The 417-nt window shown below is 35.5% G+C and carries 1 protein-coding gene; it reads right to left on the minus strand.

Translation table 11 applies throughout. From position 1 onward, the window contains the following. The coding region (locus tag RM812_RS43290; RefSeq protein WP_394816619.1) for a 7TM-DISM domain-containing protein at window positions 1-284 on the minus strand (284 nt) is incomplete at its 3' end. Window positions 285-417: the final 133 nt, after the last annotated feature.

A 417-nucleotide genomic window follows, 5' to 3' on the forward strand; every position in this document is an offset into this window, starting at 1 on the left:
GTTATGTTTAGGGTGTTGGTGATGTTAAAATGAATCCAATAGTACTGCTTTGGAATTCCCGCATTCAGGACCGCCTGATTGATAGGCTTGAATCGCCCCTGGGCATACAAATCCCTAATATTGTTTATGGAAATTTTATTATCATCGGTTTTATATAGTGAAGATGGGCCCGAAACGAATACGTGGGCGGAGGCCTTGTTTGAATTTACCGCCTGGCCTTTCGAATAAATGAGGCTACCTAGAAATAAGAGTGTGAAAATACATTTTGATCCTGGCAATATCATTAGGTAATATATTCAACAAAGTTTATAAAAATTAATGAATTTAAAATATACCTGGAGAAAAATGGGTTACAAAAAACTAATAATTGATAACAGGCGAAAGTTATGGATCCTATTTATTTCCACTTCCATTTCT

Origin of the sequence: Streptomyces lancefieldiae (assembly GCF_031845825.1) — a bacterium.
Lineage (GTDB): Bacteria > Actinomycetota > Actinomycetes > Streptomycetales > Streptomycetaceae > Streptomyces > Streptomyces lancefieldiae.